Raw genomic sequence first — 608 nt, forward strand, 5'->3', positions numbered from 1 at the left:
GATTAGTGCGGTTTTGTGTGCGAGGATTTTCCGCAGGAAAATCAGATGTAACAAAACAGGACTAATCGCTGGTTTAAACACAGACCCAAGCATTAATTTTATACTTTGTTGTGTGTAGTTTTATTCTATTTTCGTATAAGTATAAACATCAACATAATTTTCTCCTAACTCTTCATAAGAGTCTTGAAGTTTTAATGTTGTGCTTGTCAATTCAATGATTTCTAAAGAAACATCAACTTGGTCTCCAGTTGTGTATGAAAGAGCAGTTCCATTTATTGTATATGGTAGCGTTTCGTCTACAGTTTCCGTTGTACAATCAGTTCCAGAAAAGTCAATATCCGTTACGGTTGTTTGAGTATATACTTCAGTCCAATAACATATATCAGCGTAATCTAATTCGTCTTGTAATTCTTCAGTTCCATTAGAAGTCAGAGATACGATTTTCCAAGTACCAAGAATACTATTTTGTTCAGGTTCAGTGTCATTATTGTCACTACTACAAGAAAGTAAGATTCCAATTAATAAGGTTAAGAATAATTTGTTCATGGTTTTTTTTGTCATTTTAATTTGTTTTAAAGGGTTCATTTTTGTTTAATTACACACAACGT

General features: G+C 32.2%; 1 protein-coding gene. It reads right to left on the reverse strand.

The features are described from left to right. Positions 1-120: 120 nt before the first annotated feature. Positions 121-561 (reverse strand): lipocalin family protein, encoded by a 441-nt coding sequence (locus Q0739_RS14960; protein WP_298239539.1) that lies wholly within the window; start codon positions 559-561, stop codon positions 121-123. Positions 562-608: the final 47 nt, after the last annotated feature.

Source organism: uncultured Algibacter sp. (assembly GCF_947487605.1).
Classification (GTDB): domain Bacteria; phylum Bacteroidota; class Bacteroidia; order Flavobacteriales; family Flavobacteriaceae; genus Algibacter_D.

Bases quoted from the DNA above. Each gene is read 5' to 3' on its own strand.
- Q0739_RS14960 (WP_298239539.1), bottom strand. From the start codon at position 561: ATGACAAAAAAAACCATGAACAAATTATTCTTAACCTTATTAATTGGA.